This is a genomic window from Aeromonas sp. FDAARGOS 1410 (assembly GCF_019048745.1).
GTDB lineage: Bacteria > Pseudomonadota > Gammaproteobacteria > Enterobacterales > Aeromonadaceae > Aeromonas > Aeromonas jandaei.
In genome coordinates, this window is sequence record NZ_CP077401.1 from 2122846 (window position 1) to 2137817 (window position 14972).

11 protein-coding genes and 1 riboswitch are annotated in these 14972 nt (G+C 57.2%); of the genes, 8 read left to right on the forward strand and 3 right to left on the reverse strand.

Going from position 1 to position 14972, the window contains the following annotated elements; all coding sequences use genetic code 11:
• Positions 1–6: 6 nt before the first annotated feature.
• From flgH to mgtE, 6 genes are all read left to right on the forward strand, one after another.
• Positions 7–678 (forward strand): flagellar basal body L-ring protein FlgH, encoded by a 672-nt coding sequence (gene flgH, locus I6L40_RS10055; protein ID WP_071911667.1) that lies wholly within the window; start codon positions 7–9, stop codon positions 676–678.
• An 8-nt stretch (positions 679–686) separates the two neighbouring features.
• Entirely contained in the window at positions 687–1784 is a 1098-nt protein-coding gene (locus tag I6L40_RS10060) for a flagellar basal body P-ring protein FlgI (protein ID WP_071911665.1), read from the forward strand.
• A 43-nt stretch (positions 1785–1827) separates the two neighbouring features.
• Positions 1828–2883 carry a flagellar assembly peptidoglycan hydrolase FlgJ gene (gene flgJ / locus I6L40_RS10065; protein WP_071911663.1) on the forward strand — a complete coding sequence of 352 codons (1056 nt, stop codon included), beginning with the start codon at positions 1828–1830 and terminating at the stop codon, positions 2881–2883.
• Positions 2884–2886: 3 nt separating this feature from the next.
• Positions 2887–4890 carry a flagellar basal body rod C-terminal domain-containing protein gene (locus I6L40_RS10070; protein ID WP_071911661.1) on the forward strand — a complete coding sequence of 668 codons (2004 nt, stop codon included), beginning with the start codon at positions 2887–2889 and terminating at the stop codon, positions 4888–4890.
• Between the two features lie 4 nt (positions 4891–4894).
• Positions 4895–6103 (forward strand): flagellar hook-associated protein FlgL, encoded by a 1209-nt coding sequence (gene flgL / locus I6L40_RS10075; RefSeq protein ID WP_071911659.1) that lies wholly within the window; start codon positions 4895–4897, stop codon positions 6101–6103.
• Positions 6104–6286: 183 nt separating this feature from the next.
• Positions 6287–6456, forward strand: a riboswitch (M-box (ykoK) riboswitch).
• 121 nt (positions 6457–6577) lie between these two features.
• Positions 6578–7921 (forward strand): magnesium transporter, encoded by a 1344-nt coding sequence (gene mgtE, locus I6L40_RS10080; protein WP_071911657.1) that lies wholly within the window; start codon positions 6578–6580, stop codon positions 7919–7921.
• Positions 7922–7984: 63 nt separating this feature from the next.
• Here the strand turns inward: mgtE and ppx are convergent, their stop codons facing one another.
• From ppx to I6L40_RS10095, 3 genes are all read right to left on the reverse strand, one after another.
• Positions 7985–9475 (reverse strand): exopolyphosphatase, encoded by a 1491-nt coding sequence (gene ppx / locus I6L40_RS10085; RefSeq protein ID WP_071911655.1) that lies wholly within the window; start codon positions 9473–9475, stop codon positions 7985–7987.
• On the reverse strand, positions 9465–11534 hold the full coding sequence (gene ppk1 / locus I6L40_RS10090) for a polyphosphate kinase 1 (RefSeq protein ID WP_041209862.1): 2070 nt from the start codon (positions 11532–11534) through the stop codon (positions 9465–9467). Before ppk1 ends, ppx begins: the two co-directional genes overlap by 11 nt.
• A gap of 80 nt (positions 11535–11614) precedes the next feature.
• Complete coding sequence (locus I6L40_RS10095) at positions 11615–12127, reverse strand: glycine cleavage system protein R (protein ID WP_033114369.1); 513 nt, start codon at positions 12125–12127, stop codon at positions 11615–11617.
• A gap of 190 nt (positions 12128–12317) precedes the next feature.
• Between I6L40_RS10095 and I6L40_RS10100 the strand changes: the two genes are divergently transcribed.
• Both I6L40_RS10100 and I6L40_RS10105 read left to right on the forward strand, forming a co-directional pair.
• Positions 12318–13205, forward strand: coding sequence for a DUF2726 domain-containing protein (locus I6L40_RS10100; protein ID WP_071911653.1), 888 nt, complete (start codon positions 12318–12320; stop codon positions 13203–13205).
• Positions 13206–13447: 242 nt separating this feature from the next.
• Positions 13448–14869, forward strand: a complete 1422-nt coding sequence (locus I6L40_RS10105; RefSeq protein ID WP_041209864.1) for a sigma-54 dependent transcriptional regulator — start codon at positions 13448–13450, stop codon at positions 14867–14869.
• The last annotated feature ends 103 nt before the right edge of the window (positions 14870–14972 follow it).

Genomic DNA, 14972 nt, shown 5'->3' on the forward strand with positions numbered 1-14972 from the left:
TGCATGATGAAAGCCGTATGGATGCTGGGCTTGCTGGTGCTGGGTGGTTGTACTTCGACCCCCAATACTCCCAAACCCGATGATCCCGAGTTTTCCCCCGTTTACGGGGAGTCGGAGCCGGTCTCGGTGAGACCGACAGGGGCGATCTTTCAGCCGGAGCAGGTCAACGGCATCTATTCGGATATCAAGGCGCACAAGGTGGGTGACATCATCACCATCCAGCTGGCCGAATCGACCTCGGCATCCAAAAAAGCCAACACCCAGAGTGGCAAAGACAACAAGTTCAATCTGGATGGGGTCAATTTGGGCGGCGTGCCGGTGACGGCGGGGCCCTATGACCTCTCGGCCAGCATCGGCCAAACCGGCGCGTTCAAGGGACAAGCCAAGGCGGATCAGAGCAATAGCCTGCAGGGGAATATCTCGGTCAGCGTGGCCAAGGTATTGCCCAACGGCAATCTGCTGGTGCGTGGCGAGAAGTGGATCATGCTTAACAATGGCAACGAATATATCCGTATTACCGGTCTTATCCGGCCAGAAGATGTGACGTCTGATAACAGCGTTTCATCACAGAAAGTTGCCAATGCCCGTATCTACTACGGTGGTACCGGTGATTTGGCCAATACCCAGGAACAGGGATGGCTGACCAGCTTTTTCAATGGTCCCTGGTGGCCGCTCTAGGAGATGTTATGAAGTCACTCCGTCTTGCCGCACTCCTCTGCTGTCTGTTGCCGCTGGGTATGGCTCATGCCGCCCGGATCAAGGACATCAGCTCGGTTGAAGGGGTTCGCACCAACCAGTTGATTGGTTACGGGCTGGTGGTCGGTCTGCCCGGTACTGGCGAGAAGAACAACGCCTTCACCGAGCAGACTTTCCGTACCATGCTCAACAACTTTGGCATCAAGGTGCCGGACAACATCAAGCCCAAGATCAAGGATGTGGCACCGGTGGCTATTCATGCCGACTTGCCGCCCTTCTCCAAGCCGGGCCAGACCATTGACGTTACAGTGTCGGCAATTGGTGAGGCGAAAAGCCTGCGTGGCGGTACTTTGCTGCAGAGCTTCCTCAAGGGGCTGGATGGTCGGGTCTATGCGGTTGCCCAGGGCAGTCTGGTAGTTGGTGGTCTGGGCGCCGAAGGGGCGGATGGCTCCAAGGTGGTGATCAATACCCCGACCGTCGGACGCATTGCCAACGGGGCAACCGTCGAGCGGGAAGTCCCCAATGCGTTCAGTCAGGGCGATACCATCACCTTCAACCTGAATCGCCCGGATTTTACTACTGCACGCCGACTGGCTGATGTGGTGAACGATCTGGTCGGCCCCAATACCGCGCAGGCACTCGATGCCACATCGGTCAAGGTCTATGCGCCGCGAGATCCGGGTCAGCGGGTCTCCTATCTCGCGACCATCGAGAATCTGGAAGTGGATCCGGCCAATGAAGCGGCCAAGATCATCGTCAACTCGCGAACCGGCACTATCGTCATTGGCAGTGAAGTCAGGTTGAAACCGGCGGCTATCAGCCATGGTGGATTGACCGTCACCATTGCTGAAAACCAGCAGGTCTCCCAGCCCAATCCGCTCTCTGGCGGGCAGACCACTACCACCAACAGTTCGACCATCAACGTCAAGCAGGAGCAGGGGCGGATGTTCAAGTTTGATACCGGCGCCACGCTGGATGAGTTGGTTCGGGCCGTCAACCAGGTCGGGGTTGCTCCCGGTGACCTGATGGCCATCCTCGAGGCGCTGCAGCAGGCAGGCGCTATCGAAGGACAGCTGATCATATTGTAACAAGCGGCAAGGGGTTGCCACGGGCGGCAAAGAGGTAAGCAAAATGGCGGACTTTGACACTAACAGCGGTATCAATCTCGGGGTCGTACAGGACGTCAAAAACCTGGATCGTCTCCGCCAGATGAGCAACAGCAAAGAGGGGCAGGCGGAAGCGCTCCGGAGTGCATCGCGCCAGTTCGAGTCAATTTTCACCCAGATGATTTTTCAGGGGATGCGGCAGGCCAATCAGGTGTTGACCCAGGATAGCCCGTTCAACAGCAGCTATACCCAGTTTTATGAAGGGATGCTGGATGAGCAGCGTGTTTCCGATATGACCAATAAAGGTGGGTTAGGTCTTGCTGATATGGTGGCCAGGCAGCTTTCGCCAGCCACCTTTACCCACAAGGATGGACGGGTGCTCAAGATGCCGCAGCGCACGGAGCGTGCCTACAAACCCTACGAACCGCCCACCGGGGCTGCCAATGATTTGATTGAAGCCTCTAAAGTTGGCAAGGATTTTGCTGAAAAGGGGATGGCAGAGGATAAACCTGCGCTCACCATGCCGGTACGCCCTCACCGTACCGTGCCGCCGATGGGCATTGCCGCCCAGGCTGGTAGCAGTGCCGATGGCAAAGAGTTTGATAGCCCGGAAGAGTTTGTGCAGCGCTTGATGCCACTGGCCAAGAAAGCGGCTGACAAGCTGGGGCTCAGTCCGGCGGTACTGGTGGCTCAGGCCGCGCTGGAAAGTGGCTGGGGCAAGCGGGTGATCAAGGATGGCGAGGGGAACGTAACTCACAACCTGTTTGGCATTAAGGCTGATCCCCGTTGGGAGGGGCCCAAGGCAGTGGTGAGTACGCTCGAGTATGAGGAAGGGGTTGCATCGCGCCAAAAAGCGGCCTTCCGCTCCTACGACTCTTTTGAAGAGAGCTTCAACGATTACGTGGATTTTCTCACCTCTGGCTCCCGTTACAAGGGGGCGTTGGCCAAGGTAGACAGCCCGGATCACTATTTTGAAGCGCTGCAAAAGGCCGGTTATGCCACGGATCCTCACTACGCCAACAAACTGAAACAGGTATTGCGCAGCGATGCCATTGCGCAATACAACGAGATGGAGCTGTAACATATGGCAAGCGATCTGCTTGGAATTGGTTCATCAGGTGTGCTGGCACAGCAGCGCCTGCTGCAGAGCACCAGTAACAACATAGTGAACGTCAATAGCCAGGGCTATGTGCGTGAGCGTACGCTGGTGTATACCAATTCTGTTGGGCTGGGTACTGGCGACATCAAGACCGAGCGGATCCTCAACAGCTATATGCAGGGGGAGGTGCGTCGTGATACCTCTGCTTACTATGCATCCTTGACTCACTATGATCAGCTTTCCTCCGTGGACAGGTTGCTTGGGGATACCAGCAACAGCGTAGGGGCTGCTATGACCTCGTATTTCAATGCTTTCCACTCTGCCAATGAGTCACCAGCCGACACTGGTGGCCGCAAAGTCGCCATGACCGAACTGAGCGGCATGGTTAACCGGTTTCACACCCTTTCGGCCCAGCTCGACAAGCAGAGTGACACCATCAGCACCCGCATTGAGGACGAGACCAAGCAGGTCAATAGCCTGCTTACCAGCATCAATGACCTGAACCAGGCTATTATACGGACCCAGGGCTCACCGGAAGAGAACCTGATGCTGTCTGACCAGCGTGATGAGGCAATTCGTCAGCTTTCCGAAAAGATGGATATTCGCACCATCCCCCAGGCCAACGGCAGTATGCTGGTCAATATGAGCACTGGTCATTCATTAATCCTCGATGGTGGCGTGGCTCAGTTCAAGGTGGTGGCAGGGGATCCTGACTCGCGCAACCAGGAGCTGCAACTGACCCTGGGTGATAATCAGGCGCTTATCGATCACGATACCTTCGGGGGGACTGTAGGTGGGCTGTTCAAGGCTCGTACTGATCTGGAGCCGACCAAGCGCGAGTTGGGACAACTTTCTATTGCCATGGCCGATGCCATGAACCAGCAAAACCGGCTGGGGATGGATCTGGATAACGAGCTGGGTAGCGATATTTTCACCCTGCCCACCAGCAAGGGGTTGCCTTACAACTCCAACGGCGGTACTGCAGGTGCTACGGTCAGTTTTGTTCCCGGCAAGGGAACAGAAGTGACCCCGTTTGACTACGAGATCCGCTTTAGCAGCGCCACAGGTTATGAGGTCTTTTCACTGGACAAGGATGGCAATGCAACTTCGGTTGCAACGGGGAGTATGCCACCAGCCACTTTCCAGATCCCGGGCCACGGTATTTCGGTGGATTTGACCGGCGCGCCAGTTGCCGGCGACAAGCTGCTGTTGCAACCAGCCAAGAGTGCCGCCGCTGGCATAACGCAAAATATAACCAGACCGGAAGATTTGGCTTTGGCTTCTCCGCTCAAAGCGCAAAAGACCACAAATAACGGTGGTAGTGCAGATATCAAGCTGGGTGGGGTGTTCAATACCGGAGCCGGTTCCGGTTTTGGTACCAATAGCCTGAGTGCGACGGCGCCTCAGGTAGTCAAAATTGATGCCAGTGGTAACTATCAGGTATTTCAAGCCGATGGTACCACCTTGATCGGCACGGCCCCTGCGAGCAGCAAGGGGCAGAACCTGATGTCGGCAATCGTCAACCCTTTCCCTGCTGGGGCGGCAGTCTATGCCAATCCCAAACAGACTCCTGGCTACGAGTTCAGCATTACCGGTACTGTCAACGCGGGTGACAGTTTCACACTCAGTTACAATAGTAATGGCTTTGCCGATAACAGCAACGGTCTCGCACTGGCGGAGCTGCAAAACAAGGATTTGGTGCGCAAAGGCAGTAGTGGCGGTACAGCCAATGACAAGATGACTTTCAATGAAGCCTATTCAGGTCTGGTTATGTCGGTGGGTAACAATACCAGCCAGGCGAAGACCTTGCTCAAGGCCAATGAGTCCAAGCTGATCCAGAGTAGCGGTATTTACGAGAGCGTCTCCGGGGTCAACCTTGAAGAGGAGGCGGCCAATCTGATCCGGTTCCAGCAATCCTATGCGGCATCAGCCCAGATCGTCAGTACCGCCAAAACCATTTTCGATACACTGCTTGCTTCCGTGAGGTAACGTCATGCGCATTACGACCAACATGATTTACGACCGGAATATCTATTCCCTCAACAGTGCCAATGAGCGGCTTAATACCGCTTATCAGCAGCTGCAGACCGGCAATAAGTTCCAGACGGCGGGCGAAGACCCGGCTGGCATGAGCCAAAAAATGGCGCTGACCAAGGAGATTGACCTCTTCAAACAATATGGAGTTAATGGCAGCCTGCTGGAGAACAGCCTTGGCCATGAAGAGACGGTGTTGACCTCTCTGAATAACGCCATGCTGAGTGCTCAAACTCTGATCCAGAAGTCAAATAACGGCTCCATCAGCATGGAAGATCGCAAGTCGATTGCCAGCGAACTGGAGGGCTTGCAACAGCAGATGTTTGATCTGATGAACAGCAAGAACTCTCAGGGGGAATATATCTTCGGGGGCAACCAGAGCAAGACCCAGCCCTACGTGAGAGATACCAACGGCAAGTTCATCTATCAGGGAGATACCGGGCAGCGCGAGATCCAGGTCTCGCCGACCGTCAAAATTGCCGCCAATGACTCAGGGCAGGATCTCTTCGAGATCGTGGCGACCAGGCGCACAGCCAGTGCAGGGACTGCCAATATCAAGGTGGGCATCGCGGACCAAGGCAATTTTGATAACTTTTTTCAGGCAAACTACAACTCGGCGCTGGCCAGCAATGACTACACCGTTTCCACCACAATAGGGCCTCCCGATACCTATCAGATCAAGGATTCCGGTGGTGCTACGTTGCAGACGGGAAATTACACGCCCGGTACCAAGATTCCGTTTAACGGTCTCGAGTTGACGCTCGATTTGCCAGCAGGTGGGACGGCACAGCAGTTTTCGCTCAATCCGCCAAAGAATGACAACATCCTCAATGGCATGTCTGACTTTATCAATACGCTGCGTGATCCGAGCGTATCTGCCGATACGTTTCAGAGCAAGGTGGCCGATGTAACCGTTCATATGAAGAATGCTCGGCAGAACATTGATCATGGACTAGGTGAACTGGGCGGCCGGATGAACAGCCTTGAACAGGTGATGAGCTCCAACGAAGGGTTGAGTAACCTGAACACCGAGGCGAGAGCCAAGGTTTCTGAGGCCGATCTCTACGAGGTAATATCCACGCTGGCGAAAGAGGATGCAGCGCTGAGTGCGTCACAACTCTCCTTCAGCAAGATAAGCAGGTTGACCCTGTTTGATTACATCCGCTGAATCTACAAAGGGCCCTATCAGGGCCTTTTTGCATATTGGGCTATCCCATCGTTGAGCCATGATTGAGCCAGTAATTGTAACAAGCTGTTACCTATGGCGGTTTCTGGCTAAACCGGGGTTGACCTTGTTGTGTGATTGGACAATTATGCCGCCCGCACAACAGAGCGTTGTGCAAGTTTAATTGCAGCATCTCGTTAGGCGAGGCTCCTGTATAAACACAGGCCACTGATCTCACGACGTCCAGAGACGCCCAAGATCAGGACAGTTTTCATCGGATTAAGGTGTAAACCCAAGTGGCTTCCGGCATGCCGGATACGTTATGCAGTGCTAAAGCTGGTACGTGGGGATGATGACACGCCGAACGGCGTCATTTCCTGCCTATTACTCGTCAATCAAATTGCTGTTTTCTTTCAGATGGCGAACGGATCTCCGTTCGCGCTCAGGCTCGCCTGAAATCACATGGGATTATTTGTGATGAAGAAAACACACACCATTCTCAACCGTCATCAACTGCTCGATCTCGCCAGCCTTCAGGGTTGGCTGGAACACAATCTGGATCCGGTTCAGCGCGCCGATCAACTGCTGACCCTGCGTCCGGAAGAGCTCAACTGCATCTTTGATACCTTGCCTGTGCCGCAGGGGGCTGAACTTATCGCCTCTCTCTCGGCAGAGAGTGCGGGACGTCTGTTGCAGCGCATGCATGGCAGCATCGTCAGTGTCTTGCAAGAAGCCATTCCCCGTCGTGAGATGGTGGCTATCCTGCGCAAGCTCGGCCGTCAGGATCGCACCATGCTGTTGGCTCGTTTTCCGACCCAGGCTCAGGCCATGTACTACTCCCTGCTCGACTGGCCTACCGAGTCGGTCGGGGCCAACATGCGTCATGAATATCTGGCCGTGAGCGAACAGGATACCGTGGGCAAGGCCAAGCAGCTGATCCACGATGCCTGGGACAATGCCCAGCTGTTTCGCCACATCTATGTGGTCAACACGGATGGGCGTCTGCAGGGGAGCATCTCGCTCAAGACTCTGCTGATCGCCGACCCGCTGGCCAGCGTCGCAACTCTGATGGACCGTGAAACAGTGCGGATCAACGCCCGGGCGGATCAGGAGCTGGCTGCGCGCCTGCTGATTGACCGCGACTTGTCGGTGTTGCCGGTCGAGGATCAGGGGAGGCTGGTCGGTATTTTCCACGTTGATGATGCCGCCGATATTCTGGAGCTCGAGTCCACCGAGGATGCCGAGATGCAGGGTGGTTCATCGCCGCTGGATACCCCCTATCTGCAGGCAACGCCTTGGCAGTTGTGGCGCAAGCGGGTGGGCTGGTTGCTCATTCTGTTTGTGGCCGAAGCCTATACCGGCACAGTGCTACGGGCTTTCGAGGAGCAGTTGGAAGCTGCCATCGCCCTGGCATTCTTTATCCCTCTGCTGATCGGTACCGGTGGTAACAGCGGTACCCAGATCACCACTACCATAGTGCGTGCCATGGCGGTCGGGGAGGTGAGTCTGCGCAACCTCGGCACCGTGCTGAAGAAGGAGCTTTCCACCGGTCTGCTCATTTCGGCCGCTATTGCGCTGGCGGCCTGGGTGCGAGCCTGGAGTCTGGGGGTAGGGCCCCAGATTGGCATGGTAGTTACTCTGACCATCATCGCCATCGTGCTCTGGAGCGCCACCGTGGCGTCGGTGATCCCCATGGTGTTGCGCCGCTTCCGTATCGACCCGGCGGTCGTATCGGCTCCCTTTATCGCGACGCTGGTGGATGGTACCGGTCTTATCATCTACTTCGAGATTGCCAAGCTGCTGCTGCCCGAGCTGCAGTAAGTCAGAACCTGAGAATGCAAAAGGCAGCCCACGGGCTGCCTTTTTTACATCTCTCTTTGCGGTTCAGCCGAGCTGGAACAACAGAGGCCAGCCTTGTTCCTGGCAATAACGATGCTCCTTCTCCAGATTCTGCATCAGGAGACGGTTCTCCTCACACCAGTCGATTGGCAGGGTCACTACCAGCTGATCCCCTTGTACCGCGACTTTCCACTCAGGCAGCAGGTTGTCCTGGCGCTTGTGGTGCGCGGCGACTGCGAGGCGCAAAATGCGGATGCAGCGCAGCACGGTTTGCAGGTCGTGGTTGGGCAGGGGCGGTAGCTCGGAGAGTTTTAGCCCCTTGCGCTGGAAGCGTACCAGCGCGGCCAGCAATGCCTGATCGTCCTGGTTGAAGCCGGGCAGGTCGGTGTGTTGCAGGATATAGGCGGAGTGGCGGTGGATGCCGCTGTAGTTGATGGCAAGGCCAATTTCGTGCAGTCGTGCCGCCCAGCCGAGGATGGCGCGATAGGGCTCTATCTCCATCTGCCAGGGACCTTGCAAGGCATCAAACAGGGTCAGCACACTCTGCTCCACCCGGGCGGCCTGCTTTTTGTCCATCCGGTAGTGGGTGCCGAGCGCTTGCGCCGTCCGTTCGCGGATATCGTGGTGCTGCAAGCGCTCCTCGAACTCATACAGCAATCCTTCACGCAGGGCACCGTCAGAGTAGTCGAGCCGCTCGATGGGCAGCGAGGTAAACAGGCCAAGCAGGATGGCAACCGCGGCGGCAAACACCTCCTGACGCTCCTCGGTGAGCCCGACCAGTTTGAGGTTATCGACTCGCTTGTGTTCGATCATCAGGGCCTTGAGGCGCTCCAGCCCCTCCAGCGTAATGCTGCCATCGGTCAGTCCTTCACCCTGCAGCACGTCGCGCACGGTGCGGATCGAACCTGAGCTGCCAAGACAGCTCTGCCAGCCCAGCTTGCGGTACTGGTTGACGATGGGGGCGAGCTGGTGCTGCGCCTCCAGCACGGCATTGGTGAAGTGCTTGTCGCTCAGCTTGCCGCTGGCAAAGAAGCTCTGGGTAAAGCTGACACAGCCCATCTTGCGGCTGGTGAGGACCTTGTGCTCAAACCCTTCACCGATGATGAGCTCGGTGCTGCCGCCGCCGATATCGATGACCAGTACCTGACCCTCGATATGCTGGGTATGGGCGACACCCTGATAGATGAGCCGTGCTTCTTCCTGCCCGCTGATGATCTCGATGGGGTGATTGAGCACCTTGGCCGCTTCGCTGACGAACTCGCGCGCGTTGCTGGCCCGGCGCAATGTGTAGGTGCCGGCGATGCGGATCTGATCCGGTTTGATGTTGGTGAGCCGCTCGGCAAAGAGTGACAGGCAGGCGAGGCCGCGTTCCATCGCCTCCGGGCTCATTCGCTTCTGGGCATCCATTCCTTCCGCCAGCCGTACCCGCTCCTTGATGCGATCGACGATGCGAAAACGCCCTTCGCTCAGATGGGCGATCACCATATGAAAACTGTTGGAGCCGAGATCGACGGCGGCGTAGAGGCTATTGTCCATTGTTTGACTCGATACGTTTGAGATAGTCGTAAATCGCGACCTGAGAGCGGATTTTGCGGCGGTTGCCCCGCTTCACATATTCGTTCTGCTGGTCGGCATCGATCACCCGCGCCTTGCAGGTATCACTCAGTTGTAGCTCGAGAATATCCATGATGCGCTGCTTGAGCCGCTCGTCATAGATGGGAGTGCCCACCTCGATCCGGCCGTCAATATTGCGGCTCATCCAGTCGGCGCTGGAGATATAGAGCTGGGGGTTGCCCTTGTTGTGAAACACCATCACCCGTGGGTGCTCGAGGAAGCGATCGATGATGCTGATCACCTTGATGTTGTCACTGAGGCCCGGCACGCCCGGGCGCAGTGCACACATGCCGCGGATGATCATCTGGATCGGCACCCCGGCCTGACCGGCGGCATAGAGCCGGTTGATGAGATCCCGGTCCACCAGGTTGTTGATCTTGAGGGTGATGCCGCTCGGTTGCCCCGCCTTGGCGTTGGAGAGCTCGTTGTCGATGAGGCGATAGAGCTGACGCCGGCTGTTGATGGGGGAGACCAGCAGGTGGTTGAACTTGTAGCGCCGGTAGGGGTATTCGATGTACTCGAACACACTCTCCACCTCGGCGGTGATGTCCGGATGGCGGGTCAGTAGTGAGAAGTCGGTATAAATCTTGGCGGTCTTCTCGTTGAAGTTGCCGGTCCCGATATGGGCGTAGCGCACCGCCTCGCCGTTTTCGTGGCGGGTGATGAGGCAGAGCTTGGAGTGGATCTTGAGGCTCGGCACCCCGAACACCACCTTGACCCCTGCATCGGTGAGAATGTTGGCCCAGTCGATGTTGGCGGCTTCATCGAAGCGGGCGCGCAGTTCCACCACCACGGTCACCTTCTTGCCGTTGTTGGCCGCATCGATGAGGGAGTGGATGATCCGCGACTTCTTGGCGACCCGGTAGATATTGATGCGAATGGCGCTGACCGCTGGATCGAACGCTGCCTGACGCACCAGCTCGGTAAAGTGGTGAAACTTGTGGTACGGGTAGTAGAGCAGGATGTCCTGCTTGGTGATGGCATCGAAGGCATTGACGAAGCCGTCAAAGTCGCGGCAATCGATGGCCGGCAGCTTGGGGTTTTCCAGATAGTCGCGGCCCACGTTGGGGAAGCCGATGAAATCTTTGAAGTTGTGATAGCGCCCACCCGGCATGATGGCGTCGTAGGAGCTGATCTGCAGCTTGAGCTTGAGGAAGCTTATCATAGCCGCCGGCATCTCCCGTTCGTAGACGAAACGCACCGGCATGGCGGTGAGACGCTGCTTCAAGCCATCACTCATCTTGTCGACCAGACTCAAGTCCAGCTGGTCGGAGAGGTCATATTCAGCATCCCGGGTCAGCTTCACCGCATAGGCGGCAATCTCGTCGTAGTCGAAGAATCCCTTGAAGATCTCGTCGAGACAAAAGCGGATGACATTGTCCAAAATGATGATCTGCTTCTTGCGGCGGGTCCCTTCCGGCGGCAGCTGGAAGAAGCGGGGCAGGTCATCGGTCGGCACTTCCACCAGCGCGTACTGGATCACCTGGCCATTCTTCTTCATCTCGATGGCCAGATAGGTGTGCTCGTCTTTCAGGAACTTGACCGGGTTGACCTCCTTGTTGAGCAAGATCGGGATGATGTGGCGCAGCACCTTCTCCCGAAAGAACACCCGCAGCCACTTCTGGATGGCGTCGGAGAGCTGGTTTTCGTTGACCAGAAAGATGTTGTGGCGAGCCAGGGCGATCAGCAGCTCCTTGTAGGTATTGTCGAATGCCTCGCCAAGGGCCATCACCTTCTGCTGGATGGCGCGCAGCAGGACCTTGGCTTCATCGTCGCCGCCATGTACTTCGTTGATCAGAATGCGGCGCTTGACGTCCGACACCCGAACTTTAAAAAACTCATCCTGGTTGGAGGAGAAGATCCCCAAAAAGCGGACCCGCTCGATGAGGGGGACCGTCTTGTCCATCGCTTCTTGCAACACCCGTTCATTGAATGAGAGCCAGCTCAGCTCTTTCTCTTCATACAGCTTGTCGGTGCTCATGTTATGCCTCTGGTCTCTAATCAGTTCGCCTCTGCGCGGCAGGTATGACGTGAATATATGACAGAAAAGTGACAGCAATATTACTCGGGCATCGCCTCGTCAATATCGACCACCAGATCATCGGAGAGAGACTCCAGCGCAGAGACAAGACTCTCCATCTCCAGCCCGTCTGGCAGGGCAACCAGTGCATGGGCGTAGAAGAGCGATGCGCCGGAGTGGGGGGCAGGTTCACAGCCGGTGGTGAGATCGGCCACATTGATATCAAGTTGCCGCAGGATGCTCGCCACTTCGTGGACGATGCCGGGGCGATCATTGCCGGTGACCGTCATCATCACCTGATGGGCCGGTTCGGCGGTGGGGGTCCCTTCGGCAAAACTGATGGTGAGGCCGGGCAGCAGGGCCAGCGCTTCGCACAGGCTGCGGTAGTGCTCCTCGGGCACGGCCACATGGAGGATGCCGGCAAACTGGCCGGCCAGCTCGCTCATGGCACTGCCCAGCCAGTTGCCCTGCTCGCGACTGATGACGGCAGCCAGACTCTCAACGATACCTGGTTTGTCTGCACCGATCACGGTGACCACCAATTGCTTTTGCATCCTGCTCTCCTTGGAATTGGGTTTCTCCAGCATTGTGCCTGCTGTGGCTGGTCATATGAAGCCCCGTCCGCTGGCAAATGGAGAAAAAGCAGGGACTTTTACACTTTCCATACGCTTGCCTGCTGCCTTGCGTGACGCTGGCTGTGGTAAAGTGTTCCCCCTTTCGTGTTGTGAACTGGATTGTGCTCTCATGAATACCCTCATCCTGTCGGGATTACTGCTGCTGGCCCTGCTGGTGCTGGCGATTTTCTGGAGCAGAAACAAGGAGCAGAAGCAGCTGCCCTACGATCTGCAGGAGACTCTCTTCACTCCGGCCGAGCGCTCTTTTCTCGGGGTTCTGGATCTGGCGGTAGGCGACAAGGCCAGAGTGCTTGCCAAGGTGCGGGTGGCCGATGTGCTGACTCCGCAAGCGGGACTCGGCAAGAGCAAATGGCAGCAACACTTCAACAAGATCAGCGGCAAGCATTTTGACTATCTGCTCTGCCATCCGACCGACCTCTCGTTTATCTGCGCCATCGAGCTGGATGACAGCTCTCACCGTCATCAGAAGCGCAAGGCGCGAGATCTGTTTCTGAAAACTGCCTGCGACAGCGCCGGTCTGCCCCTGCTGCAAATTCCGGCCAGCAGCGGTTATCAGGTGGAAGAGTTGCGCGAACAGATTCTGCCGTTGCTGGTCAAAACCAGCGAGCCGGTGGTCGATGATCTGCTGCCGGGCCAGCGGCGCGAACCCACCTTCAATCCTCTGTTGCTGGACGGGGTCGACCTTGGCACGCCGCTCCGCGGTGGCTCGCCACAGGCAACTGTTCGCCCGATTGATGAAGAGCCGCTTCACTTCCCAACTCTGGAGCGCCCTGCGCCGAGCGTTGCAGTTCCCGCGATGGAGCCGGAGCTTGCCGACAACCTGTTTGCCGATCCGTCTGAAGACGAAGATGAAGAGGTGCACCACTGTCCTCGCTGCGATGCGCCGCTGGTGGAGCGTGAAGCCAAGAAAGGGCCCCATGCCGGCCGCCTCTTTCTGGCCTGCAGCCGTTTCCCCGAGTGCCGCTACGCGACCCCGCGCCACCATATCCACCCTTGAACTGCTGCATCTGAGTGATACCGCCGCCGGCAAGGCGGTATCACCTGAATATTCCCTGCGAAAAAAATGCCGTAGCCATTTCGTTTATCCCCGTTTTATGTCGATACACTTAGCCTGAATACGACAATTTTTGACAAAGTGTCGGAATTTTGGCACTTTGTCTGTCTGAAATAAAATAAGTGATATATGTTTTATATCTATATAAAACAATGAATTATATTCGGTCGTCGCGAGGGATTGATATGGTGGAGATGGGCGTGTTGATTGTTGATGCCGATGCGCAGCGGCGTCAGCAGTTGGGAACAGTGCTCTCGTTTATGGGGATCCCGTGGCAAGAGGTGGCTGAAGGCGATCTGGATGTCGCCATCGACTCCTCCGGCCCCCTGCAAGGTGTACTGGCCGGCGAGCTCGGCACCCGTGTTCTGCCGGATCTGCTGGCCGCATTTCCCCGAACCCCCTTTATCTCTCTGGTCGAGGCCGACCTGCCCAACAGCAACTTCATCGGGGTTGCCGAGGCGCCGTTTACCTATGAGTCGCTGACTCGCCACCTGCACTTCTGTCAGGCGTTTGTTTCTCTGCATCCCCGTCAGCAGACCCATGACAAGGGGCAGGCTTTACTGCGCCTGCTGGTGGGCAAGGGGAAGGGGATTCAGGAGGTGCGTCGCCTCATCAGCCAGGTTGCCGAGACCGATGCCAACGTGCTGATCCTCGGTGAGTCGGGTACCGGTAAAGAGGTGGTGGCGCGCGCCATTCACGAACTCTCTGGCCGCAGCCAGGGGCCGTTCGTGCCCATCAACTGCGGTGCCATTCCGGCGGAGCTGTTGGAGAGCGAGCTGTTCGGCCACGAGAAGGGGGCGTTTACCGGCGCTATCGCCGCGCGGCGTGGCCGCTTCGAGCTGGCGCAGGGGGGCACTCTGTTCCTCGACGAGATTGGCGACATGCCGATGCCGATGCAGGTCAAGCTGCTGCGGGTGTTGCAGGAGCGGCTCTTTGATCGGGTCGGTGGTGGCAAGCCCATTCAGGCCGATGTGCGTATCATCGCCGCGACTCACCGGGATCTGGAGGCGCTGATCCGCACCCAGGGTTTTCGTGAGGATCTCTACTATCGCCTCAACGTCTTCCCCATCGAAACCCCGCCGCTGCGGGATCGCATCGACGATATCCCCCTGCTGCTACAGGAGCTGCTCAACCGTCATGCCGAACAGCACCACAGCACCATCCGTCTGACCCAGCGGGCGATGGAGTCGCTGATGCAGTATCCCTGGCCGGGCAACGTGCGCGAGCTCTCCAACCTGCTGGAGCGGCTGCTCATTCTCTATCCGCAGCAGATTGTCGATGTGGCCGATCTGCCGAGCCGCTACCGCCTGCTGCCAAGCGAGCCGCGTGATGAAAGGTTGACCGAGATGGATGAGCGGGATGCGCTGGCCGCGGTGTTTCAGGATCCGCCGGAGATCGACCATCCGCTTTCCTCGCCCCGTACCATGCAGCTGCCGGAGGAGGGGGTCAATCTCAAGGAGATGCTGGCCGACCTCGAAGTGGAGCTGATCCGCCAGGCGCTGGAGTCGCAGGACGGGGTGGTGGCCCGCGCCGCCGATCTGCTCGGCATGCGTCGTACTACCCTGGTCGAGAAGATGAAAAAGTACGGGATGAGCAAGGACGTCTGAGGGTCAAAGCCTTGACGCAGAGCAGTAATCTATTGGTTTTAATAGATTAATTTAGTGGCATGGAAATTGAATAACCTGACCAGGTCGCCAGTTTGAGGTCAGG

Excerpts from the sequence above, each read along its gene's own strand:
- flgH (WP_071911667.1), top strand. The coding sequence starts at position 7 with ATGAAAGCCGTATGGATGCTGGGCTTGCTGGTGCTGGGTGGTTGTACT.
- I6L40_RS10060 (WP_071911665.1), top strand. The coding sequence starts at position 687 with ATGAAGTCACTCCGTCTTGCCGCACTCCTCTGCTGTCTGTTGCCGCTG.
- flgJ (WP_071911663.1), top strand. The coding sequence starts at position 1,828 with ATGGCGGACTTTGACACTAACAGCGGTATCAATCTCGGGGTCGTACAG.
- I6L40_RS10070 (WP_071911661.1), top strand. The coding sequence starts at position 2,887 with ATGGCAAGCGATCTGCTTGGAATTGGTTCATCAGGTGTGCTGGCACAG.
- flgL (WP_071911659.1), top strand. The coding sequence starts at position 4,895 with ATGCGCATTACGACCAACATGATTTACGACCGGAATATCTATTCCCTC.
- mgtE (WP_071911657.1), top strand. The coding sequence starts at position 6,578 with ATGAAGAAAACACACACCATTCTCAACCGTCATCAACTGCTCGATCTC.
- ppx (WP_071911655.1), bottom strand. The coding sequence starts at position 9,475 with ATGGACAATAGCCTCTACGCCGCCGTCGATCTCGGCTCCAACAGTTTT.
- ppk1 (WP_041209862.1), bottom strand. The coding sequence starts at position 11,534 with ATGAGCACCGACAAGCTGTATGAAGAGAAAGAGCTGAGCTGGCTCTCA.
- I6L40_RS10095 (WP_033114369.1), bottom strand. The coding sequence starts at position 12,127 with ATGCAAAAGCAATTGGTGGTCACCGTGATCGGTGCAGACAAACCAGGT.
- I6L40_RS10100 (WP_071911653.1), top strand. The coding sequence starts at position 12,318 with ATGAATACCCTCATCCTGTCGGGATTACTGCTGCTGGCCCTGCTGGTG.
- I6L40_RS10105 (WP_041209864.1), top strand. The coding sequence starts at position 13,448 with ATGGTGGAGATGGGCGTGTTGATTGTTGATGCCGATGCGCAGCGGCGT.